The sequence below is a fragment of the Bacteroidota bacterium genome, from assembly GCA_016213405.1.
In the GTDB taxonomy this organism is placed as follows: domain Bacteria; phylum Bacteroidota; class Bacteroidia; order Palsa-948; family Palsa-948; genus Palsa-948.
This window is the reverse complement of record JACRAM010000019.1, coordinates 1-20,794: the sequence shown is the minus strand read 5'-3', so window position 1 is coordinate 20,794 and position 20,794 is coordinate 1. Positions and strand designations below refer to the sequence as shown.

Genomic DNA, 20,794 nt, shown 5'->3' with positions numbered 1-20,794 from the left:
TGATGTTACGCAGAAAAGCAATTAATCCCGTAGGATAATCTGTTCGTTACAAGTTTATGTCTACAACAATCATATCCAACGGGATTAACCGCAGAGAACACAGAGAAAACAACACGCGGAGAGCCGCAGAGAAAATGCAATTTTGTATTCTCGGCGGTTCTCTGCGTAAAACCTCAGCGAACTCTGCGGTTGGGTTTCCATCCCTTCGGGAAAAAATGTATTTGCGTAACATCAGTTATTAATACAACGCCATCTTTTTTAAAGTACATTTGTTTTTTAAATTCATACATCCTTTGTGAAATTTTCCGAATTCAATCTTGACCCGAAACTTATGGAAGGGCTTTCTTCCATGGGCTTTGAAACACCCACTCCCATACAGGAACAAACGATTCCCATCATCACAGCCGGAAAAGATCTGATTGCCTGCGCGCAAACGGGAACAGGAAAAACCGCTGCATTTCTTTTGCCGATACTCAGCAAACTTTCTATTCATCCTTCTGATCATGTGGATACGTTAATTATTTCTCCCACGCGCGAACTTGCTCAGCAGACAGACCGTGCGCTGCAGGGTTTTGCTTATTTCACTTCTGTAAGTTCTATAGCCATTTACGGAGGAAACGATGGCGGCTCGTTTGAACAGGAAAAGGTTGCAGTCACTGAAGGAGCTAACATTGTTGTAGCCACTCCTGGGAGATTGATGTCGCACTTAAATATGGGTTATGTAAAGTTTGATAAGATAAGGCATTTGATTCTGGATGAAGCCGACCGCATGCTGGATATGGGTTTTTATGATGACATTATGAAAATCGTAAAGCACCTTCCGCAGAAAAAACAAACATTGCTTTTCTCCGCCACCATGCCACCGCGCATCCGCGAGATGGCAAAAAAGATTCTTCACCATCCCGTGCAGATAAACATTGCCATCGCAAAACCGGCTGAAGGTATTTTACAGACAGCGTATTTGACCTATGATAATCAGAAAAATGATTTGATTGTTAATCTTCTGAAAGGAAAAATGCTGCAAAGCATTCTTGTTTTTTCCGCCACCAAAAGCAATGTGAAAATACTGGAGCGTGATTTATATAAACTGGGATTATCTGTAAAGGCAATTCACTCTGACCTTGAACAAAAGGAAAGGGAAGAAGTGCTGCGTGATTTTACCAGCCGAAAAACCCGTGTGCTGGTGGCTACCGACATTCTCTCCCGCGGAATTGATATTGAAGGAATTGATCTGGTGATTAATTATGATGTGCCCCGCGATGCCGAAGATTATGTACACCGCATCGGGCGAACGGCTCGCGCACAAAGCACAGGCGTTGCCATCACGCTCATCAATGAAAAAGATCAGCGCAGTTTCAAAAGGATAGAAGATTTTATCGGCAACACTATTTTAAAATCCCCTTTGCCGGAAAGCATGGGGAAAGGACCGGCTTATGAGCCGATGAAAAGGCATGTTATGGCGAGACATGGAAGAACAAGCAAAGAAAAACAAAACAGATAAATAAAATGAAATACCTGTTTAACTATTTTTTGTTTTATGTTTTACTCACAGCAAGCGGAAATAAGTTGTTTGCGCAGCAGAGCTATGTTGATTCTATAAAAAGAGTATTAGAAAAAACTTCTGCGGATACAGCACGCATTGATCTTATGAATAAACTTGCTGGCGCACTTGCATTTTCTGATTATGACAAAGCAGCAGAATATGCGAATAAAGCATTGGAATTATCTCAGACAATAAATTCAAAACAACGCATCGTTCAAAGCATGCTCAAACTCGGAATGATTTCACGCGAGCGCGGTAATTTTGATAAAGCGCTTCCATATTATTTATCTGCGCTTAAGATATCTGAAGAAATCAGTTACAAATTCGGAATTGGTGCAAGTTCTAACACCATCGGCACTATTTATCAGGTGCAGAGTAATTTTCCGAAGGCACTTGAGTATCTCAATCAATCATTAACCATTGCAAAAGAACTTGATTCAAAGTCCGGAATGTCCGCCTGCCTGAGCAATATCGGACAGGTGTACCAAAGCATGGGCGATTGCGAAAAAACACTTTACTACAATTCTGAAGCATTGAAGGTGGATGAAACAATGGATGACAAACATGATCTTGCTCTCGGATTGAACAATGTGGGAGTTGCTTATGCCATGAATTGTTCCGTCACTGGTTTCCCGAATCTTGAAAAAGCGCTGGAGTATTTTCAGAAAGCGTATGATGTGTACCTTCAGATAAATGAACTGGAAGGAATGGCAATGAGTTTGAATAACATCGCCCATATTTATCTCGAACAGAAAGATTATACCGCCTCCATAGAGATTTCTCAGAAAGCTTTAACTATTGCTATGGATATCGGTTCAAAAGAAGATGTGCGCGATGCCTATGAAAATCTTTCCAGGTCATATAATGAAACAAATGATTTTAAAAATGCATACGAGTTTCACAAGCTTTATTCTGATATGAAAGATTCCCTTCTTAATGAGGAAAGTTCGAAGCAAATTACTGAAATGCAGACAAAGTATGAAACCGAAAAGAAAGAACAGCAGATTACATTGTTAAACAAAGACAAAGAACTTCAGGATGCCCAATTGAATCGTCAGAAAATTATCATCTGGTCGGTTGCTGGCGGATTATTGATCGTGCTGATACTTTCCATTTTCATTTTCAGAGAAAGAAGAAAAAGCGAGAAGCTTTTACTGAACATTCTTCCGGCTGAAACGGCAAAAGAATTAAAGGCAAAAGGAAAAGCTACGGCAAAACATTATGAAAGCGTAACGGTAATGTTCACTGATTTTAAAGGATTCACGACCATAGCGGAACAACTCTCTGCGGAAGAGTTGGTAAGTGAATTAGATATTTTATTCAGGAAGTTTGATGAAATTATTTCTAACTATAGCATTGAGAAGATAAAGACCATCGGAGACGCTTACATGTGCGCTTGCGGATTGCCAACTCCCAATTCTAACCATGCTGAAAATATTGTAAAAGCAGGTTTGGAAATTCAACAATGGATGACAAATCAGAATAGTAAATGGAATTTGAGAATCGGCATTCACTCAGGACCTGTTACTGCCGGAGTGGTTGGCGATAAAAAATTTGCTTACGATATCTGGGGAGATACGGTGAATACTGCTTCAAGAATGGAATCGGGAGGAGAAACCGGCAAAGTGAATATATCGGAATCAACCCACCGCCTCCTCCTAACCTCCTCCCAAGGAGGAGGAACAGCATTAGAATTCATTTATAGAGGAGAAGTGGAGGCAAAGAATAAAGGAAAAATAAAAATGTATTTTGTAGAAAAGAAAAATAGTTCTCTCCCCTTTGGGGAGAGTTAGAGAGGGGCTTTTCCTGCCAAGAATAAAGGAGAGATTGAAATGTATTTTGTAGAGAGTTATAGAGAACGCAAGAACTTCATCGTATCCACTCCATCTGCATAATCCCATAGCTCTGGAGATTGGGTTTGTCCAAAAGGAATAGTAGTGAGTAGTGAGTAGTGAGTAGTGAGTCCTGAAACAACACACTGAATAGTTGATTTCCTCTCTTCCAGTTTCTGAAATAATTCTTCTTTGTTTTTGTATCTTTCATAAAATAAAGTAGCAACAGGTGAGGCAATTTCATTACTTTCTTTCAGAAGCAGGAAATTATTATCCAGAAATTTTTCTGTGTTCAGCAAATAAATTGTTCTGTAATAACTGTAATTGTTCGCATATTTGTTGTGATGAATCACATCGCCAAAGTCGACTACAGCTTCAAAGAATCTGTCAAGGATATAATCCTGCGGAATAAAAATCTTTGAAACATTCCTACATCCAAGACCGAAATATTGAAAAATATCTTTGCCGAGATTCTTTAAATCGTTTTCTGTTTCTGTACCGTCAAGAACGGCAATAGCATTTCTATTCTTGCGGATGATGTGAGGATATTTGCCAAAGTAATATTCGAAATACCTCGCGCTGTTATTACTTCCTGTTGCTATGAAAGCGCTAATCGGCAGCCCACCCCAACCCTCCCGAAGGGAGGGAGTTTGGGCGTGTAAACTTCTCCCCTTCGGGGAGATAAGAGAGGGGCTGATTTGTGTTTTAAATTCCGGCTCTATCTCACATAGTATTTCTGCGACAGCAGGAAGTAAAAATTCATCATCCGAAGAAAGTTTGCCGACAAAAATATTTCCGCTCATCAGTACGCATAAAAAATCGTGGAACCCAACGAGGGGAATGTTTCCCGCCATTATTACTCCAACGCGAGTTCGGAGTGAGGAGTTCGGAGTGAGGAGTGTGGAGGTTTTTCTCTCCCAACTCCCAACTCCCGACTCCTGACTTATGGAATAATTGCCAATCCATTTTCTCAGCTTGCTCTCTTCAAGCATTTCTCCCAAAGACCCAATCGCGAGTAAAATATTTTCTTGGGTGAACCATGCGTTATGCCTTGTTGCTTTTTCTATGATAGATTCAAATCCTGATTCTTGATTCTTAGTTCTTACTTCTCTGAGTATTTCTCCCAGTTTCACAAACGCATTAATTCTTTTTTCAAGATTCATCAGCAAAAACTTTTAATATATTTGCATTGCCCCGAAGGGGTTTACAAAACTAAAAACTAAAATCTATGGCAATAAAGATTACTGAAGAATGCATCAACTGCGGTGCCTGCGAGCCCGAGTGCCCAAACAATGCTATTTACGAGAATGGCGCAGAGTGGAGATTTGCTGATGGAACAACATTAAAAGGTTCTTATACGGGAAAAAGTTCTGGCGCTTCCGTTGATGCCGAAGCAGCTCAGCCCGCAGTATCTGCCGATTTTTATTATATCGTTCCGGATAAATGCACTGAGTGCAAAGGATTTCACGATGAGCCGCAATGTGCTGCTGTTTGTCCGGTTGACTGCTGTGTTCCTGATGAAAGTCATGTTGAAACGGAGGAGCAATTACTTGCGAAAAAAGATTCAATGCACGTATAAATCGTGCTTATATAATATGATAAGACCGTAAGCGTTAATATGCTTGCGGTTTTTTTTTGAAAGATGAAAATCAAAATAACAATATCATTCCTTCTCCTGTATTTTGTATTATCTCAATACTCTATACTTAAATCTCAGGTCTCTTTACAGGATTCCATTTACAATCTTTTCATTGATTTTATTCATTCTCCAAACGAAGCAAAGAAAAATGATAACAGTAAAAAGTTTTCGGATGGATTAAAAGCTGCCTTGAATATGAATAAGTCCAATGAATTTTCTTTTGATTCCCTTAAAAAATATAGAGTGTTGCTGGAATCTCCCGATAAGCAGGTGCGTATTTTTACATGGGATATTCAGGCGGAAGATGTTACTCATACATATTACGGATTTGTTCAGGCATATAACCGCAAATCAAAAAAGTATGTAGTATATGAATTGAAAGATAAATCAGAAACCATCAAAGATCCAGAGAACGCATCGCTTGACAATACGAAGTGGTTTGGAGCGTATTACTACCAGATTGCAGAAGTAAAGTACAAAAAGAAAAAACAGTATGTCTTGCTTGGCTGGGACGGCAACAACAGAATTTCCAACAAGCGGGTAATAGATGTTCTGTATTTTGATTCAAAAGGTTTTCCGAAATTTGGAGATGCAATTTTTACAGATGAAAAAGGAAAAATTAAAAAGCGCATTGTCTTTGAATATCAAGCCGGTGTTTTTATGTCGCTCCGATACGATGAAGACAAGCAGGTGATTGTGTTTGACCATCTCTCTCCTTCCAATCCTAATCTTGAAGGGCAGTATGAATTTTACGGACCCGATTTCTCCTATGACATGCTCCGGTTCATGGGCGGTAAATGGCAATACATAAAAAATGTTGATGCACGTAATGACAAGGATAAAACCGATAAATATTTTAATCCTCCCAAATAGTATTTCCGCTATCATTTTTCTTATTAAATTCGGGCTCGAAAAAGTAAGGAGATAGGAGCTATGAGTTCGGTAAAAAATCCGCACATTACTTCTAAACTCCAGACTCCAAACTCCGAACTAAAATGGAAGAAGTTATGACTGATGTAAAAAAAATCCACAATTTCAGTGCGGGTCCCGGCATTCTTCCGCAGGAAGTTTTGAAACAGGCAGCAGAAGCGTGTATCAATTTTGACAATCTGAATCTATCCCTTCTGGAAATTTCTCATCGCAGCAAAAATTACGAAGCCGTAATGCAAGAAGCGCGCTCGCTCGCAAAAGAATTACTTGGATTAGGTGATGGGTATCAGGCAATTTTTCTTGGCGGAGGAGCAAGCATGCAGTTCTGCATGGTGCCGATGAATATTCTTCGTACAGAAGGATATGCCGCGTATGTGAGCACAGGGGTGTGGGCAAACAAAGCTATTAAGGAAGCCAAAATAATCGGCAATACAAAAATTATCGCTTCTTCTGAGGATAAAAAGTTCAGTTATATTCCTCGCAACTATCAGATTCCAGGTGATGCAGATTATGTGCATATAACTTCCAATAATACTATTTATGGAACCCAGATAAAAAAATTCCCTATCTCAAGAATTCCTGTGGTGGTAGATATGTCTTCCGATATTTTCAGCCGTAACATTGATTGCAAACAGTTTGACTTGATTTATGCTGGCGCTCAGAAAAATATGGGTCCTGCCGGTTGCACGCTCGTTGTTGTGAAAGAAAGTATTCTTGGAAAAACAGGAAGAACAATTCCTTCCATGCTGGATTATAAAGTGCATATCAAAGGAGATTCAATGTATAATACTCCACCGGTGTTTCCGATTTATGTTTCGCTTCTCACTATGCGCTGGCTAAAGAAGAACGGTGGAATCGAGTGGATTGATAAAATAAATAATCAGAAAGCAAGTACTCTTTACTCGGAGATTGACCGCAATTCAATGTTTGTGGGTACTGTAGAAAATGACAGCCGTTCAACCATGAACGTAACTTTTCTGCTCAACAAACCAGAACTCGAACCCGAGTTTGATAAAATGTGGAAAGAAGCAGGCATCAGCGGATTGCGCGGACATCGAGATGTTGGCGGATACCGCGCATCGCTTTACAATGCGCTGCCACTTGAAAGCGTGAATGTTCTTGTGGATGTGATGAAAGAATTTGAAAAGAAGTTTGCATAATAGTTATGGGACGCATATTTGAAAAACGAAAGCACACCATGTTTGCCCGCTATGCACGCATGGCGAAGGGTTTTACCAAAATCGGGCGGGAGATTTCTATTGCAGTAAAACAAAATGGTCCTAATCCTGATTCTAATTCCCGTTTGCGAATCGTAATTCAGAATGCCAAGGCGATTAATATGCCCAAGGATAGGATTGACGCTGCTATTACGCGCGCGTCAACAAAAGGCGAAGGAAACTTTGAGGAAATTAATTACGAAGGATACGGTCCGTACGGAGTTGCAATTCTTGCCGAATGTACTTCCGATAATCCAATGCGCACCGTTGCAAATATCCGCATGCATTTTTCCCGAGGAAACGGAACTCTCGGCAAAATGGGTTCGCTTGATTTTATTTTTGAACGGAAAGGAGTTTTTAGAATTTCTTCGGAAGGAAAAAATAAAGAAGTCCTTGAACTTGAACTGATAGAGCATGGCGCAGATGAGATCGAAGAAACAGAAAATGAATTGATTATCTATACAAAATTTGCGGACTTTGGTTCCATGCAAAAAGCCCTCGAAGAGAAAAAGATAACTATCCTCAGCGCTGAGAAGCAGAGAATACCCAATACATTAGTTGAGTTGAATGAAGAACAGCAAAAAGAAATACATGAACTGATCGAAACGCTGGAAGAAGACGATGATGTACAAGCGGTGTTTCACAATATGGCAGAATAATATTTATGAAAAAAATTTTAGCTAACGATGGTATTGATGAAGGCGGGAAATTGCTTCTTGAAAAAGCAGGATATATTATTGTTACAGAAAAAGTTGCACAGGAGAATCTATCCAACGCGATCAATGAAAATAAATTTGATGGACTTACAGTCAGAAGTGCAACAAACGTGCGCAAGGACGTCATTGACGCTTGTCCAAATCTGAAAGTGATTGGTCGTGGTGGAGTTGGGATGGATAATATTGATGTGGAGTATGCACGCTCAAAAGGAATAGCTGTGATAAATACACCAGCTGCTTCTTCTCTTTCCGTTGCTGAATTGGTTTTTGCGCATCTCTTTACGCTTGTTCGTTTTCTGCAGGATTCAAACAGGCAAATGCCCGCAAAAGGAAATACTGAGTTTGATGTATTAAAGAAAAAATATGCTGGAGGAATTGAACTTTCAGGAAAGACAATAGGAATTATAGGTATAGGAAGAATAGGTCAGGCGGTTACACGTATCGCTCTCGGAATTGGAATGAAAGTGTTGGCGCATGACCCGTTTGTGAAAGAAGCAAAGATTGATTTGGAAATTGCAGAAAATAAAATCTCTGTTCCTCTTAAAATAGTTTCGCTGGATGAGGTTTTTTCAAAGAGCGATTTCATTACCGTTCACGTTCCCGGTGGAAAGCTCATATCGAAAAATGAAATTGTGAAGATGAAGAAAGGAGTAATTTTGGTAAATGCTTCGCGCGGAGGCGTAATTGAAGAAAATGATTTACTTGAAGCGCTGAATTCAGGAAAAGTAGCTGGCGCTGGTCTCGATGTTTTTGAAGGCGAACCTAAGCCCAAACAGGAGTTGCTTCAGCATCCTAAAATTTCATTTACTCCGCACATTGGCGCAGCAACAAAGGAAGCACAGGAAAGAATTGGAATTGAATTGGCAGAGAAAATAATTGAATCGTTAAAATAAATTTGTATTAAGGTTAGTTCTTTTTATTTATGTTAAGCAGAAGATTTCTCAGGATCAAAGTGATGCAGGCGCTCTATGCCTTTTTTCATTCGGAAGATAAATCAGTGGCAAAACATGAGAAGGAAATGTTTGCCAGTTTTGAGAATACTTACAACCTTTACCTATATCTTCTTCTTTTTGTAATTGAAATTCGCGATTGCGGAAGAAATCTTATTGCTATCCGAAAAGTGAAACAGCTTCCCACCGAATCTGACATTAATCCCAATACAAAATTTGTTGAAAATAAAATCTTTAGCATTATTGCCATTAATCGTCAGCTGGCTTCAGAATCTAAAAAGAGAAATATATCTTGGGAAAAAGATAATGAGGCAGCCCCCAAATTATTTTTAAAAATTGCTGAAAGTGAAGAGTATAAATCATATTTAACAAATGATAACAGAAGCTTTAAAGACGATAAAAAATTCATCAGCGACATTTACCGCGAAATTATTTCGCAGGATGAATTTCTTCAATTCACTTTTGAGGAAAAAAACATTCATTGGGCAGATGATATTGATTTCGTGAATTCGCTCGTGCTGAAAACCATTGACTATATTCCTGAATCAGCCAATGATAATTTGCCGCTTGCGCTTCTTTATAAAGATGAAAAAGAAGATAAAAAATTTGCCAAAGATCTTTTTGAAAAAGTGATTGAGTACAGCGAAGAAGAAGAAAAGAATATTCAGGAAAAAACAGAAAACTGGGAACTGGATCGAATTGCGTTCATGGATGTGCTGCTGATGAAGATGGCAATCACTGAGTTTCTTTATTTTCCGACAATTCCCGTAAAGGTTTCACTGAATGAATACATTGAACTGGCCAAACAGTACAGCACTCCAAAGAGCAGTGTGTTCGTGAACGGAATTCTGGACAAACTCCTTGCTGACTATAAGAAAGAAGGAAGATTGCAAAAAGAAGGCAGAGGACTTGTAGAAAATTAAATAACTTTGAAATATGAAATACTTTTTTATTTCAGTCTGTTTTTCAGGAATAATTTTTTTTTCTTCCTGCGGACAGAAACAAGAACATCCTACCGATATGGTAAATATACCCGCTACTGCAGGAGAAGGAGTTGATAAAGGGAATTTGCCTGCTATGAAATTTCAAGAAGAGATTTTTGATTTCGGAACTATCACGCAGGGTGAAAAAGTTTCCCACGATTTCAAATTCATAAACGATGGTGAGAAAGAATTAATTATTTCCAATGCGTATGGAAGTTGCGGTTGCACAGTGCCTGAAGTTCCCAAGAAACCGATTCCATCAGGTGAAGAAAATATTATTCGTGTAACATTCAACAGCGAAGGGAAAAGCGGAATGGTTACAAAAGATGTTACTATTCTGACCAATTGCATTCCGAACAACAGAGTGATTAAAATCAAAGCGAATATATTTGTTCCTCAAAATAAAAACCCCGTTAAACCTTAATCTATGAATTCACTTTCAGTTATTCTTATGGCTAGCCCCGATGGTGGCGGCAGCCCTGTTACAAGTATTGTTTTTCTTCTTTTGATATTCGGTGTGTTCTGGTTTTTCATGATACGCCCTCAGATGAAAAAACAAAAAGCGCAGCAGAAATTTAAAGAGACCATTGATAAAGGAAATAAAATTGTCACCATTGGCGGAGTTCATGGAAAAATTGTTGAAGTGCAGGAAACTACTTTTATTATTGAAGGCGAGGGCGGACATCGCCAGAAAATTGAAAAGACGGCTGTATCTATGGAATCTTCTCAGGCGCTTAATAAGGAAAAAGAGAAAAAATAACCAGCCTTGAGAACAGACTTTCTTAAATTTTGGAATCAGCGTTCTGAAGTTAAGCTCAACAAAAAAGTCTTTGTTTTTATTGTATGCTTTCTGATTTCATTTTTCGCCTGGCTTCAGATGAATTTATCAAAGAAACAAATTGAGAATCTTCCGGTAAGAATCCAATTCACTAATCTACCTAAAACACTATTCGGAACATCAAGAATATCCGAGACGCTTTATGTAGAAGTAGAAGCGGATGGATATGACCTTTTGAAATATGAAATAAGAGAAGTTCAGATTGATTTCAGAAAACTGAAGCGTGATAGAAACCCGGAAGTCTATTATTTCCTTCCGAATTCTTATATGAAAACAATAGCAAAACAGTTAGGAGAAAATTTTAAATTGCTCAGAACGCTTACTGATACAGTTCAGTTAAATCCTTCTTTGAGATGAAAGTGATTGGTATCACTGGCGGAATCGGAAGCGGAAAGACAACAGTCTGCAAGATATTTGAGTTGTTTGGAGTGCCTGTTTTTTACGCGGATGTTGAAGCTAAAAAACTTTATGATGATACAAAGATTAAATCAAAAGTTATAAAACTATTCGGCAATAAAATTCTTGCAAAAGATCAGACCATTGATAAAAGGAAGCTTGCGGCAATCGTATTCAATGATAAGCCTTCTCTGGAAAAGTTAAATGCGCTGATTCATCCTCTTGTCAGGAAAAAATTTCTTGACTGGAAAAAGAAACATAAAGGTGTAAAATACGTGATAAAAGAAGCAGCAATAATGATTGAGAGCGGTGCCAATAAAGAACTTGATTATCTTATTTCTGTAAGCTCTCCTAAATCACTGAGATTAAATAGAATAATACTAAGAGATAAGGTAGAGAAGTTGGAAGTAGAAAAGCGGATTAAAGAGCAGATTCCTGACAGAGAAAGAGAAAAATATTCTGACACAATAATCATCAATGACAGCAAGCATTCGTTGATTGAACAAGTGTTGAAAATTCATCAGCATTTATCATAAAAATAATTCCATTTTCTTTCTGATAATTCTTTTACATTTGACGAAATATTTACTAACTCATTACAAATAACTTTCATGGAAAATCAAAATCAGCCGCCAATCCCGCAAACACCAATCGGAATGCAGCCGGTGTTACCCAACGCAACTGCAGCACTAGTTCTCGGAATTATTTCAATTCCTACTTGCATTTGTTACGGAATCCCCGGGCTTGCATGCGGAATCATTGCAATGATTCTTGGAAGTAAAGCAGTGAAACTTTATAAAGAAAACCCGGGAGTTTATTCTCAATCGTCATTCAACAATGCGAATGCCGGCAAAGTTTGCGGCATCATCGGTGTAATATTATCAGCTTTGTTCCTTTTGTATGTAGTGGTTGTTCTTGTTATTTACGGAGTAGCGCTGACTTCGATTTTCTCCGCAATGGGGAATACGCATTAACGATGTTTTTTGAAACAATAACTACTTGGCTGGAAAATCACCAGTTACCTTGTTTCTTTAAATCAGCTTTTGGAATAGAATGCCCCGGCTGCGGTACGCAGAGGGCATTTGTTTTTTTATTGAAGGGAGAATTTGCACATTCGTTTCATGCCTATCCTCCGTTGATATTGTTTCTTTCGTTGATCATTTTTCTTTCTATGCATCTTGCATTCAAATTCAGAAATGGCGGTATCTATTTGAAATATCTTTTTCTTTTCACCGTATCGGCAGTATTGATTAACTTTATCTATCGTTTAATTGTTTATAGATGAAAATTATTTCTTCAGAAGAAATGCGCAAAGCCGATGCTTACACGATTGAGCACGAACCGATAAAATCCATCAACCTGATGGAACGGGCAGCAGCTGCCTGTGTGAAGTGGCTTGCTTCCTCTTCAATCCTGAAGGGAGAGAAAAGGCAGGTAAGTATTTTCTGCGGACTTGGAAATAACGGAGGTGACGGATTGGCAATTGCGCGATTACTCGCTAAGAAGAAGTTTAAGGTTGAGGTTTTTATTATTCGCTATTCTGATAATTGTTCGGAAGATTTTCTAATTAATGAAAAACGTTTGGAAAAAGTAAAGGCAGTAAAGGTTCATAATATTACTTCAGCAGAACAGATTCATTCGTCATTTGTTATTCGTCAATCATCATTAATAATAGACGCTATTTTCGGTTCCGGATTAAACAAATCCGTTACAGGATTGGCTGCTGAAGCAATTATCTTTATTAATAAATCCAACTGTCCTGTCATTTCGATTGATATACCTTCAGGATTATTTTCTGAAAAGAATTCTTCTGACGAAAAGACCGTTATTGTTCACGCCAATCACACGCTGACATTTCAAGTACCGAAACTTGCTTTTATATTTCCTGAGAATGAAAAGTACTTTGGAGATTTCTCTATTCTGAATATAGGTCTTGATGAAGAGTTCATTGCATCACTGTCTTCAAAAAATTATTTTCTAACAGAAGAGTATGTGCGATTTATTTTAAAGCCGAGAAATAAATTTTCCCATAAAGGGACTTTCGGTCATGCGCTGATCGTTGCCGGAAGTTACGGAAAGATGGGAGCATGTGTTCTTGCAAGCCGCGCTTGTCTTTCAGCTGGTGTGGGATTAGTGACCGTTCACATTCCTAAATGCGGCTACGAAATTCTCCAAACGACAAATCCAGAGGTGATGGTTGAAACAGATTCTTCTGAAAAATTCATTTCTGATGCTATTTCTTTGAATAAATACAATGCAGCAGGAATTGGTCCAGGAATCGGAACAGAAAGTGAAACTCAGAATGCGCTGAAAGTACTTATTCAGAATTCAACATTCCCATTAGTTCTTGATGCGGATGCGCTCAACATTCTTTCTGAAAATAAAACATGGATTTCTTTTCTGCCGAAAAATTCTATTCTTACCCCTCATCCCGGAGAATTCAAAAGATTGGCGGGCGATACGGATAATGACTATGAACGTTTCCAACTTCAAAAAGAATTTTCAATAAAGCATAATGTTTATGTTGTTTTGAAGGGTGCTCATACCTGTATTACGTGTCCTGATGGCGAAGTTTATTTTAATTCAACAGGAAATCCCGGTATGGCAACTGCTGGCAGCGGAGATGTTCTCACGGGAATTATTACCGGATTACTTGCGCAAGGATATGATTCAAAGCAGGCGAGCGTTCTTGGAGTTTATCTGCACGGACTTGCAGGTGATTTAGCCGCAGAGCATCTGTGTGAAGAAGGTCTGATTGCAAGAAACATTATTGAATTTATGGGAGAAGCGTTTAAAAAACTTCGTTCGTAGAATTCAGTAGCCTTCAATAATTCCCAATCCCTGCCTGATAATATTTGTTCCCCCGGTGGAACAATCCACCACGGTTGATGCAATAAGATTTCCGAATCCTCCGTCAACTACAATGTCAACCAGTTTGTGATATTTATTGTGAATCTCTTCAGGGTCATTGAGGTATTCTGATATTTCATCTTCTTCATTATGAAGAGAAGAATTCATTAAAGGACTTTCGAGCTCTTTAACAATACTTCTGCAGATTTCGTTATCAGGAACACGTATGCCAATCGTTTTTTTTCTGCTCCGGAATATTTTCGGAATCTCACTTCCTGCATGAAGAATAAAAGTGAACGGACCTGGCAATGCCTTGCGCATGATTTTGTAAGTAGGCGTGTCTATCTGCTTGGTAAAATCTGAAAGATGGCTCAGATCGTAAAAGATGAATGAGAAATTTGCTTTCTCCACTTTGATTCCTTTAATACGGCAAATCTTTTCAATCGCTTTCGGACTGCGTATGTTGCAACCGATGCCGTAAACTGTATCAGTAGGATAAATGATTACGCCATTATCATTCAGGCATTCAGCGATGTACCTGATTTTGCTTTCTTCCGGATTATTTGAATCTACTTTTAGAAGCATGAAGATTAACAAATGCCTGTTGAAACATTCCCTGCTAAAGTATTACTAAAATCCCTGCCTGCCCTACCTTTAAAAATCTTTTTCAGATGAAAAAAACATTCGCCATATTGTTCCTGGTTTTTTCTTTACTGATTCCTCCTTCTCCGTTTTCATCCGCGCAAATTTATAATGGCGATTATTCCAAGCTACAGCGCTTAGGTTTATATAAAGAAAATAAAGTGTGGATGGTTTACGGCTGGACATTTCTCTATCCAAAAGGAATTCAGGAGAAGAAGGGGAAGAAAACTTCATTTGAACGGTTTGACAGAGAAGGAAACCGATCCGAAGAAATCTACTATGATACGAAAGGTAATCCGAATTATTCCTGTCAGTATTTTTATGATGATAACGGCATTGAATCGAAGAAAGTAGGTGGCTCAGGCGATGAAATTATTTATGAAAAATGGAACTATACATCCGTTGAGAACGGAAAAAAAATGGAAAAGAAATCGGAATACAAAAAAGGAAAGGACCAGAAATGGATTTACATGTATGATGCACAACAGAATATTTCTGAAGAAGATTATTATGATGTAAACGGAACCATTTCACATAAATGGGCATTTACCTATGATGGAAAACAAAATGTAACTGAAAAAAAAGAATATGACCCATATGGAAATGTTTATCAGAAATGGCTTTATAAGTATGATGAGAAAGGAAACAATATTGAACTTCATCATTTTGTTTCCAACAACCAATTATACCGCATTTACCAGATGCGCTACGACAAAAAAGGGAATATGAAATCTAAATTTGAATTTGATAAAGATGAAAATGTTTTGCAGCTAACAGTTTTCATCTACCAGTTTTATGAAGGATTGCATGCCCCGCGCACTACAGGAAACAAGCAATGAAGCCCACCACTTCCCTCCCGAAGGGAGGGTGAAAACAATATTATATTTATAAATCTGAAAGTCCTTCCATTCGGGAAGGATTTGGGATGGGCTTTCAATTTTATTTTACAGCAGCAACAACAGCGTTAAATGCATCTGGATGATTCAAAGCCAAATCAGCCAGAACTTTTCGGTTCAGTCCGAGGTTCTTCTTGGTGGCTTTAGCTATGAATTCTGAATACGAAAGACCAAGCGGACGAACTGCCGCATTGATGCGCTGAATCCAGATTCCGCGATACACAATTTTTTTATCCTTTCTTCCGCGATACGCGTAGGTCTGACCTTTTTCATAAACGTTTTTTGCAATGGTCCAAACGTTTTTCCTTTTCCCCCAATAGCCGCGTGTGCGCTTGAGGATTTTTTTTCTGCGTGCTCTGGACGCTACACTGTTGACTGAACGTGGCATGACTTAGATGTTAAAAATTATGAATTAAAAATTATATACAAAGCATAGCTCTTACTCTTGGCAGATTGGATTTGTGAACCAATGCTGCGTGAGAAAGATGGCGCTTTCGCTTTTTTGATTTCTTGGTAAGGATGTGGCTTTTGTAAGCGTGCTTCCTTTTTATTTTTCCAGATGCAGTGACTCTGAATCTCTTCTTGGCACTGGAGTTGGTTTTCATTTTTGGCATCGTCTGTAGAATTATATTGTCTTATTTCTTTTTTCCTGGTCCGATTAAAATTATCATTTTCTTTCCATCCTGAACCGGCATTTGTTCAATCTTTCCTACCTCTTCAAGTTCCTGGGCGAAACGCATCAGCATCGCTCTTCCCTGGTCTTTGAACATGATGGTTCTTCCTTTGAAGAACACATAGGCTCTTACTTTTGAACCGTCTTCAAGAAACTTATGTGCGTGATTTTTCTTGAATGTAAAATCATGCTCATCCGTATGCGGAGTAAAGCGGATTTCCTTTACCACCACTTTCGTGGTATTCGCTCTTTTCTCCTTCTCTTTTCTCTTTAGCTCGTATAAGAACTTTTTATAGTCAATCACTTTGCAAACAGGCGGAGTTGCTTCTGATGAAATTTCCACTAAATCAACTCCCGCGTCTGCTGCTATTCGGAGTGCTTCTTCAATTGAAACAACTCTTGCTTCTATTCCTTCTCCGACTACTCTGACTTGAGGATGCGTGATCCTCCCGTTTATCTTGTGCAGGTCTTCCCGTTTCTGAAATCTTCCGCCTCTTGGCTGAAAGGGTCTTGGTCTGTAAAATGGTGCTGCGATGGTTTTTAAAAATTAGTTTACCCCGTTGGATATTTGTTTTTTCTTTTCACTCGTAGTTCAACGGGATTATCCTACGGGGTGAATGTTTCTGTTTATACTTCAAATTGAATTATTCTGTCAACTTCCTCTTTCAACTTCTGCGCGAACTCTTCGGCATTTTGCATTCCTAAATCTCCCTGTCCATGTTTTCTTACTGAAACGGAGCCGGAATCAATTTCCTTTTCTCCGATAATCATCATGTAAGGAACCTTCATCATCTCTGCATCGCGTATCTTCTTTCCAATTTTTTCGCTACGGTCGTCAAAAGAGGCGCGAATGTAATACTTTTTAAGTAAATCGAGGATATTTTTTGCATACCCGTTGAACTTGTCGCTTATAGGGAGAATAGCAACTTGTTCGGGTGCTAACCACACAGGAAAATTACCCGCGTAATGTTCCGTCAGAAAGCCAATAAAACGTTCGTGAGTGCCGAGCGGTGCGCGATGAATACAGATGGGTGTTTCGTTCTGGTTTTGAGAATTTATATAAGATAGCCCGAAACGTTTCGGCTGAGCGAAATCAACCTGATTGGTGGCAAGAGTGAATTCTCTTCCGATAGTACTAAATATCTGAACGTCAATTTTTGGTCCGTAAAAAGCGCCTTCGTCAGGAACTTCCTTATAGGGGATTTTGGAATCAATCAATACTTTTCTCACCATGTCTTCTGTCTGAAGCCATAATTCAGGTTCGTTCACATATTTCTTTCCGAGTTTTTCAGGAGAGTGAGTGGAGAAACGCATCACGTATTTTTCTATTCCGAATATTTTAAAATATTTCAGATACATTTCATTTACGGCAATGAACTCCTGGGCAAACTGCTCTTTGGTGCAATAGATGTGCGCATCGTTCATCTGCATGGAGCGTACACGCATCAATCCGAAAAGTTCTCCTGATTGTTCGTAGCGATAAACAGTACCGTATTCAGCGAGACGAAGCGGAAGGTCTTTGTAACTTGAATTAAGCGCTGCAAAAATCTTGTGATGATGCGGACAGTTCATTGCCTTGAGATAATATTTTTCCCCGTCCATATCCATTGGCGGAAACATGCTCTCGGCATAATAGGGGAGATGTCCGCTGGTGAGGTACAAAGATTCTTTTGCGATATGCGGAGTGCGAACCCGCTTGTAGCCCCCTTTCTCTTCTGCATTCTTCGCCAGAGTTTCCAGTTGTTCGATTATCACAGCCCCGTTCGGTAACCACAGCGGAAGACCGGGACCCACATCGTCATCGAACGTAAAAATCTTTAGTTCTTTTCCGAGTTTGCGGTGGTCGCGCTTCTTGGCTTCTTCAAGCATCTTCAAATGCTCTTCCAGTTCTTTCTGAGCAGGGAAAGTGATTCCGTAGATGCGGGTCAATTGTTTTTTGCTTTCATCACCTCGCCAGTATGCGCCAGCGATGTTCATCAGCTTCACCGCCTTAATGAAACCTGTGTTGGGTATGTGCGGACCGCGGCAGAGGTCAACAAAATTTCCTTGCTGATAAAAAGTGATTTGACCGTCCTGCAGTTCATTGATGAGTTCGAGTTTGTATTCGTCTCCTTTCTTTTTGAAATACTCGAGTGCATCTTTTTTAGAAACTTCTTTTCGCACATACGGATTTTTCTGACGGGCGAGTTCCAGTATTTTATCTTCTATCTTTTTAAAATCTTCCGATGAAATTGTTTTGTCACCGAGGTCAACATCATAATAAAAACCACCTTCCACAGGCGGACCGATACCGAACTTCACTCCGGGATAAAACACTTCCAGCGCTTCTGCCATGAGGTGTGCAGAGGAATGCCACATTGTGGATTTTCCTTCTTCATCTTTCCAGGTGAGGAAAAGAATTTTTGCATCAAAAGTTATAGGACGAGTGGCATCCCAGATGCCCTCACCCCCGTCCCCTCTCCCTTGGGAGAGGGGAGTTACTTTTGCTGCAAGCACATTCCGTGCAAGCCCTTCGCTGATGCTTTTGGCAACATCCAGCGCAGAAACTCCTGCTTCGTATTGTTTTGTATTTCCGTCAGGGAAAGTGATGGTGATCATTTCTTTGAACTTTTTTCTTTGCGAATGATTTCTTCCATTTCTTTTTTATTTTTCGGAAGATAAGTATTCGCTATATCCCAGATGATTTCATAATCAATACCAAAATATTCATGCGACACGCGGTTGCGCAGCCGATACATTTCTTCCCAAGGCATAGCAGGATATTTTGCTTTAATTTCTTTCGGAAGTTTTTTTGACGCTTCGCCAATAATTTCAAAGTTGCGGATTACCGCATCAACGGTTTTATAATCCCATTTGAACTTTTGAAAATCAAAGCCAGAAATGTATTCCTCAATTCGCTCCATCGAAAGGAGAATATCTTCTAAGTAATGCAGGTATTCTCTTTCAGGCTTTTTCACACGAACTTAATTTGCCTGAGGATGCGCTCCTGCAATTGTTTCTTTAACGCGCTGGGAGTAACAAGGTCAACTTTAATTCCGAACTGGTCTTCTAAGAATTTTTCAAGTGTGAAAAATTTCCAGCCGATAGGACTGGAGAATTCCACCATAATATCGAGGTCACTTTTTGAGTGCTGTTTATTCTCTGCATAAGAACCGAAGTACCCGATTTTTTCAACTGAGAAATCTTTTGAAAGGCGTGGCTTCAGCTTTTTAAGTTTTTGTTCTATGTCTTTTGTTTTTTGCATAACACAAAGATAGAATTTATTGAAGAAGTGAATGTTCTAAACCTGATGAAGTAGAGTAGTCGGGGTTTGGTGTTTTTATCCCCAATGAACAAGAGAGAAATTGTTTGTCCCGTGCGGGATGGCGCTTTTAGCGCTCATCGGTGATTACTAATTTGCCTGCAGCGATGGTTTTATCCCGAAGGGATGGATACCCATTTTCTTCTGTCAGCCGAATGAAATACAGTCCGCTTGGTAGATTGTCACGGGAGAAAGTAACTGTCTGCCCGCTGATATTTTTTATTTGTGCAACTATCTGCCCGAAACAGTTGTCCACCGTGAGAGTTGCGTTATGAAATGGATTGTCTGTCTTCAAAACTGTCTGTGTGGAAAAGGGATTTGGGTAAACAGCAATCTTGTTTTCTAAATGATTCTCATTTACCGATGTAATTGTAATTGTTTGGCAAATTGTATCCACGCACCCATATTGGTTTTGCACACCGAGGCAAATATTATATGTATTGCCAAAAGAATAGGTATGAACAGGAGTAGCATTCGTGTCAATTGGAGTTCCATCGCCAAAACTCCATGACCAATTTGTAACACCGCCTGAAGAAGTATTAGTGCAAGTAACTGTGTTAGCAGAAATTGTATATGTAAAACTTGCCGATGGCCATGAATAAACATTTACAATAGGAGTAATAGAAATGGAATCCTTGCAGCCATATTGAGAAGTAACTATCAAAGAGGTTCCATAAGTGCCGGGTGTGGCGTAGCAAATAATACCAGGATTTTGAGCAGTGGATACTGATGGTGAGCCACCAGAAAAATTCCACAGCCAACTGGCTAAATTCCCATCTGTAGAAGTAGAGAAGTCGGTGTAGTTCATTACGCATAGCGGAGCACAACCGCTGCCGCTTCCTGAGAAATTTGCAACAGGATTATTGTAAACTTGAACTGGTAATGAAACAGAAGATGTACATCCAAGTTGTGTTGTGACAGTGAGAGTGACTACATGTGAACCCGCTGAGAAGTAAGTTGTAGAAGTATTTTGAGATGTGTCTGATGGAGGAATGCCTCCTGGCATTGACCAATTCCACATTGTGATAGGGTCACCATTCGGAGCAATAGAGCCGTCCACCAATGTAACAGCATTTCCTAAACAAGCAGGGACAGCGGTAAATTGAGCAGTAGGGTTATTGGTGCAAGTTAATATTGCAGGAACATTTTGCGCAATTGTCTGATGGTGCGCAACGGTCAATCCGAGAACTGCTGTCGAGATGAGAAAAAGTTTTTTCATTGGCTTTGGATTACTGTAAAGATACAAAGTAACTCGTATGTTTGCGAAATTAAATAAACTAGTGCAACTAAAAGAAAAAAAGAGTGAGAGCAATATGCGTTACAAAACAACCCTTGAGGTATGTTCGTAGACAGAGAATCCTCACTCTTTTTAAAACTCTTTAAAGTCA

Annotated in this window: 25 protein-coding genes; 16 read left to right on the top strand and 9 right to left on the bottom strand. The window is 39.3% G+C overall.

Going from position 1 to position 20,794, the window contains the following annotated elements:
* Positions 1 to 295 precede the first annotated feature (295 nt).
* Together HY841_02615 and HY841_02610 are read left to right on the top strand one after the other, a co-directional pair.
* Complete coding sequence (locus HY841_02615) at positions 296 to 1,501, top strand: DEAD/DEAH box helicase (GenBank protein ID MBI4929628.1); 1,206 nt, start codon at positions 296 to 298, stop codon at positions 1,499 to 1,501.
* Positions 1,502 to 1,506: 5 nt separating this feature from the next.
* Complete coding sequence (locus tag HY841_02610) at positions 1,507 to 3,336, top strand: tetratricopeptide repeat protein (GenBank protein MBI4929627.1); 1,830 nt, start codon at positions 1,507 to 1,509, stop codon at positions 3,334 to 3,336.
* A 56-nt stretch (positions 3,337 to 3,392) separates the two neighbouring features.
* On the opposite strand, the gene HY841_02605 is transcribed toward HY841_02610, so the two are convergent.
* On the bottom strand, positions 3,393 to 4,538 hold the full coding sequence (locus tag HY841_02605) for an acyl-CoA reductase (protein MBI4929626.1): 1,146 nt from the start codon (positions 4,536 to 4,538) through the stop codon (positions 3,393 to 3,395).
* A gap of 65 nt (positions 4,539 to 4,603) precedes the next feature.
* Here HY841_02605 and HY841_02600 point away from each other — a divergent pair, with 65 nt between their 5' ends.
* The 13 genes from HY841_02600 (at position 4,604) to HY841_02540 (ending at position 13,855) form a co-directional block, all read left to right on the top strand.
* On the top strand, positions 4,604 to 4,954 hold the full coding sequence (locus tag HY841_02600) for a 4Fe-4S dicluster domain-containing protein (GenBank protein ID MBI4929625.1): 351 nt from the start codon (positions 4,604 to 4,606) through the stop codon (positions 4,952 to 4,954).
* 63 nt (positions 4,955 to 5,017) lie between these two features.
* On the top strand, positions 5,018 to 5,887 hold the full coding sequence (locus tag HY841_02595; GenBank protein MBI4929624.1) for a hypothetical protein: 870 nt from the start codon (positions 5,018 to 5,020) through the stop codon (positions 5,885 to 5,887).
* Positions 5,888 to 6,021: 134 nt separating this feature from the next.
* Positions 6,022 to 7,104 carry a 3-phosphoserine/phosphohydroxythreonine transaminase gene (gene serC, locus HY841_02590; protein MBI4929623.1) on the top strand — a complete coding sequence of 361 codons (1,083 nt, stop codon included), beginning with the start codon at positions 6,022 to 6,024 and terminating at the stop codon, positions 7,102 to 7,104.
* Between the two features lie 5 nt (positions 7,105 to 7,109).
* Positions 7,110 to 7,820, top strand: a complete 711-nt coding sequence (locus HY841_02585) for a YebC/PmpR family DNA-binding transcriptional regulator (protein MBI4929622.1) — start codon at positions 7,110 to 7,112, stop codon at positions 7,818 to 7,820.
* Positions 7,821 to 7,825: 5 nt separating this feature from the next.
* Positions 7,826 to 8,770 carry a 3-phosphoglycerate dehydrogenase gene (locus HY841_02580; protein MBI4929621.1) on the top strand — a complete coding sequence of 315 codons (945 nt, stop codon included), beginning with the start codon at positions 7,826 to 7,828 and terminating at the stop codon, positions 8,768 to 8,770.
* Between the two features lie 29 nt (positions 8,771 to 8,799).
* On the top strand, positions 8,800 to 9,750 hold the full coding sequence (gene nusB / locus HY841_02575) for a transcription antitermination factor NusB (protein MBI4929620.1): 951 nt from the start codon (positions 8,800 to 8,802) through the stop codon (positions 9,748 to 9,750).
* A 13-nt stretch (positions 9,751 to 9,763) separates the two neighbouring features.
* Entirely contained in the window at positions 9,764 to 10,234 is a 471-nt protein-coding gene (locus HY841_02570) for a DUF1573 domain-containing protein (protein ID MBI4929619.1), read from the top strand.
* A 3-nt stretch (positions 10,235 to 10,237) separates the two neighbouring features.
* The gene (yajC, locus tag HY841_02565; protein ID MBI4929618.1) at positions 10,238 to 10,570 is read left to right on the top strand and encodes a preprotein translocase subunit YajC; all 333 of its coding nucleotides are present in this window, start codon (positions 10,238 to 10,240) and stop codon (positions 10,568 to 10,570) included.
* Between the two features lie 117 nt (positions 10,571 to 10,687).
* Positions 10,688 to 11,005 (top strand): hypothetical protein, encoded by a 318-nt coding sequence (locus HY841_02560; protein MBI4929617.1) that lies wholly within the window; start codon positions 10,688 to 10,690, stop codon positions 11,003 to 11,005.
* Entirely contained in the window at positions 11,002 to 11,580 is a 579-nt protein-coding gene (locus HY841_02555) for a dephospho-CoA kinase (protein ID MBI4929616.1), read from the top strand. Before HY841_02560 ends, HY841_02555 begins: the two co-directional genes overlap by 4 nt.
* A 120-nt stretch (positions 11,581 to 11,700) precedes the next feature.
* Positions 11,701 to 12,018, top strand: coding sequence for a hypothetical protein (locus HY841_02550; protein ID MBI4929615.1), 318 nt, complete (start codon positions 11,701 to 11,703; stop codon positions 12,016 to 12,018).
* Positions 12,019 to 12,047: 29 nt separating this feature from the next.
* Positions 12,048 to 12,329 carry a DUF2752 domain-containing protein gene (locus tag HY841_02545; protein ID MBI4929614.1) on the top strand — a complete coding sequence of 94 codons (282 nt, stop codon included), beginning with the start codon at positions 12,048 to 12,050 and terminating at the stop codon, positions 12,327 to 12,329.
* Positions 12,326 to 13,855, top strand: a complete 1,530-nt coding sequence (locus HY841_02540; protein ID MBI4929613.1) for an NAD(P)H-hydrate dehydratase — start codon at positions 12,326 to 12,328, stop codon at positions 13,853 to 13,855. Before HY841_02545 ends, HY841_02540 begins: the two co-directional genes overlap by 4 nt.
* A 3-nt stretch (positions 13,856 to 13,858) precedes the next feature.
* On the opposite strand, the gene HY841_02535 is transcribed toward HY841_02540, so the two are convergent.
* Entirely contained in the window at positions 13,859 to 14,479 is a 621-nt protein-coding gene (locus tag HY841_02535) for a threonylcarbamoyl-AMP synthase (protein MBI4929612.1), read from the bottom strand.
* An 86-nt stretch (positions 14,480 to 14,565) separates the two neighbouring features.
* Between HY841_02535 and HY841_02530 the strand changes: the two genes are divergently transcribed.
* Entirely contained in the window at positions 14,566 to 15,375 is an 810-nt protein-coding gene (locus HY841_02530; protein ID MBI4929611.1) for a hypothetical protein, read from the top strand.
* A gap of 100 nt (positions 15,376 to 15,475) precedes the next feature.
* Here the strand turns inward: HY841_02530 and rplT are convergent, their stop codons facing one another.
* The 7 genes from rplT to HY841_02495 all read right to left on the bottom strand — a co-directional run bounded on the left by rplT (position 15,476) and on the right by HY841_02495 (position 20,625).
* Positions 15,476 to 15,820 carry a 50S ribosomal protein L20 gene (gene rplT / locus HY841_02525; GenBank protein MBI4929610.1) on the bottom strand — a complete coding sequence of 115 codons (345 nt, stop codon included), beginning with the start codon at positions 15,818 to 15,820 and terminating at the stop codon, positions 15,476 to 15,478.
* Positions 15,821 to 15,851: 31 nt separating this feature from the next.
* Positions 15,852 to 16,046 (bottom strand): 50S ribosomal protein L35, encoded by a 195-nt coding sequence (gene rpmI / locus HY841_02520; protein MBI4929609.1) that lies wholly within the window; start codon positions 16,044 to 16,046, stop codon positions 15,852 to 15,854.
* A 21-nt stretch (positions 16,047 to 16,067) separates the two neighbouring features.
* The gene (locus tag HY841_02515) at positions 16,068 to 16,640 is read right to left on the bottom strand and encodes a translation initiation factor IF-3 (protein MBI4929608.1); all 573 of its coding nucleotides are present in this window, start codon (positions 16,638 to 16,640) and stop codon (positions 16,068 to 16,070) included.
* Positions 16,641 to 16,732: 92 nt separating this feature from the next.
* Positions 16,733 to 18,703: a threonine--tRNA ligase gene (thrS, locus tag HY841_02510; GenBank protein ID MBI4929607.1), complete on the bottom strand. Its 1,971-nt coding sequence runs from the start codon at positions 18,701 to 18,703 to the stop codon at positions 16,733 to 16,735.
* Entirely contained in the window at positions 18,700 to 19,008 is a 309-nt protein-coding gene (locus HY841_02505) for a DUF86 domain-containing protein (GenBank protein MBI4929606.1), read from the bottom strand. Before HY841_02505 ends, thrS begins: the two co-directional genes overlap by 4 nt.
* 50 nt (positions 19,009 to 19,058) lie before the next feature.
* Positions 19,059 to 19,349, bottom strand: a complete 291-nt coding sequence (locus HY841_02500) for a nucleotidyltransferase family protein (protein ID MBI4929605.1) — start codon at positions 19,347 to 19,349, stop codon at positions 19,059 to 19,061.
* 127 nt (positions 19,350 to 19,476) lie between these two features.
* Complete coding sequence (locus tag HY841_02495) at positions 19,477 to 20,625, bottom strand: PKD domain-containing protein (protein MBI4929604.1); 1,149 nt, start codon at positions 20,623 to 20,625, stop codon at positions 19,477 to 19,479.
* Positions 20,626 to 20,794: the final 169 nt, after the last annotated feature.

Excerpts from the sequence above, each read along its gene's own strand:
- HY841_02505 (MBI4929606.1), bottom strand. The coding sequence starts at position 19,008 with ATGGAGCGAATTGAGGAATACATTTCTGGCTTTGATTTTCAAAAGTTC.
- yajC (MBI4929618.1), top strand. The coding sequence starts at position 10,238 with ATGAATTCACTTTCAGTTATTCTTATGGCTAGCCCCGATGGTGGCGGC.
- HY841_02500 (MBI4929605.1), bottom strand. The coding sequence starts at position 19,349 with ATGCAAAAAACAAAAGACATAGAACAAAAACTTAAAAAGCTGAAGCCA.
- HY841_02555 (MBI4929616.1), top strand. The coding sequence starts at position 11,002 with ATGAAAGTGATTGGTATCACTGGCGGAATCGGAAGCGGAAAGACAACA.
- rplT (MBI4929610.1), bottom strand. The coding sequence starts at position 15,820 with ATGCCACGTTCAGTCAACAGTGTAGCGTCCAGAGCACGCAGAAAAAAA.
- serC (MBI4929623.1), top strand. The coding sequence starts at position 6,022 with ATGACTGATGTAAAAAAAATCCACAATTTCAGTGCGGGTCCCGGCATT.
- HY841_02530 (MBI4929611.1), top strand. The coding sequence starts at position 14,566 with ATGAAAAAAACATTCGCCATATTGTTCCTGGTTTTTTCTTTACTGATT.
- HY841_02550 (MBI4929615.1), top strand. The coding sequence starts at position 11,701 with ATGCAGCCGGTGTTACCCAACGCAACTGCAGCACTAGTTCTCGGAATT.
- rpmI (MBI4929609.1), bottom strand. The coding sequence starts at position 16,046 with ATGCCAAAAATGAAAACCAACTCCAGTGCCAAGAAGAGATTCAGAGTC.
- HY841_02580 (MBI4929621.1), top strand. The coding sequence starts at position 7,826 with ATGAAAAAAATTTTAGCTAACGATGGTATTGATGAAGGCGGGAAATTG.
- HY841_02600 (MBI4929625.1), top strand. The coding sequence starts at position 4,604 with ATGGCAATAAAGATTACTGAAGAATGCATCAACTGCGGTGCCTGCGAG.
- HY841_02585 (MBI4929622.1), top strand. The coding sequence starts at position 7,110 with ATGGGACGCATATTTGAAAAACGAAAGCACACCATGTTTGCCCGCTAT.
- thrS (MBI4929607.1), bottom strand. The coding sequence starts at position 18,703 with ATGATCACCATCACTTTCCCTGACGGAAATACAAAACAATACGAAGCA.
- HY841_02605 (MBI4929626.1), bottom strand. The coding sequence starts at position 4,538 with ATGAATCTTGAAAAAAGAATTAATGCGTTTGTGAAACTGGGAGAAATA.
- nusB (MBI4929620.1), top strand. The coding sequence starts at position 8,800 with ATGTTAAGCAGAAGATTTCTCAGGATCAAAGTGATGCAGGCGCTCTAT.
- HY841_02495 (MBI4929604.1), bottom strand. The coding sequence starts at position 20,625 with ATGAAAAAACTTTTTCTCATCTCGACAGCAGTTCTCGGATTGACCGTT.
- HY841_02610 (MBI4929627.1), top strand. The coding sequence starts at position 1,507 with ATGAAATACCTGTTTAACTATTTTTTGTTTTATGTTTTACTCACAGCA.
- HY841_02560 (MBI4929617.1), top strand. The coding sequence starts at position 10,688 with ATGAATTTATCAAAGAAACAAATTGAGAATCTTCCGGTAAGAATCCAA.
- HY841_02540 (MBI4929613.1), top strand. The coding sequence starts at position 12,326 with ATGAAAATTATTTCTTCAGAAGAAATGCGCAAAGCCGATGCTTACACG.
- HY841_02570 (MBI4929619.1), top strand. The coding sequence starts at position 9,764 with ATGAAATACTTTTTTATTTCAGTCTGTTTTTCAGGAATAATTTTTTTT.
- HY841_02595 (MBI4929624.1), top strand. The coding sequence starts at position 5,018 with ATGAAAATCAAAATAACAATATCATTCCTTCTCCTGTATTTTGTATTA.
- HY841_02535 (MBI4929612.1), bottom strand. The coding sequence starts at position 14,479 with ATGCTTCTAAAAGTAGATTCAAATAATCCGGAAGAAAGCAAAATCAGG.